Consider the following 204-nt stretch of genomic DNA (forward strand, 5'->3'; position numbering starts at 1 on the left):
TGTACACCCTGTTCACCTCCGGCTCCACCGGCGTCCCCAAGGGGGTGCAGGTACCCGACGAGACCCTGTGTAACCTGCTGACCTGGCAGCGTGCGGAAGGCGGCCTGGCCGCCCCCGCCGTCACCCAGCAGTTCTCCATGCTGTCCTTCGACGTCTCCTTCCAGGAAATCTTCGGCACGCTGTGCTCCGGCGGGCTGCTGCGTC

General features: G+C 67.2%; 1 protein-coding gene. It reads left to right on the forward strand.

Features of this window, described 5'->3' with window-relative positions:
* A partial coding sequence (locus G3I53_RS32410; RefSeq protein WP_164439038.1) for an AMP-binding protein occupies positions 1-204 on the forward strand: 204 nt, incomplete at both ends.

Origin of the sequence: Streptomyces sp. SID14436 (assembly GCF_010548465.1) — a bacterium.
In the GTDB taxonomy this organism is placed as follows: Bacteria; Actinomycetota; Actinomycetes; order Streptomycetales; family Streptomycetaceae; genus Streptomyces.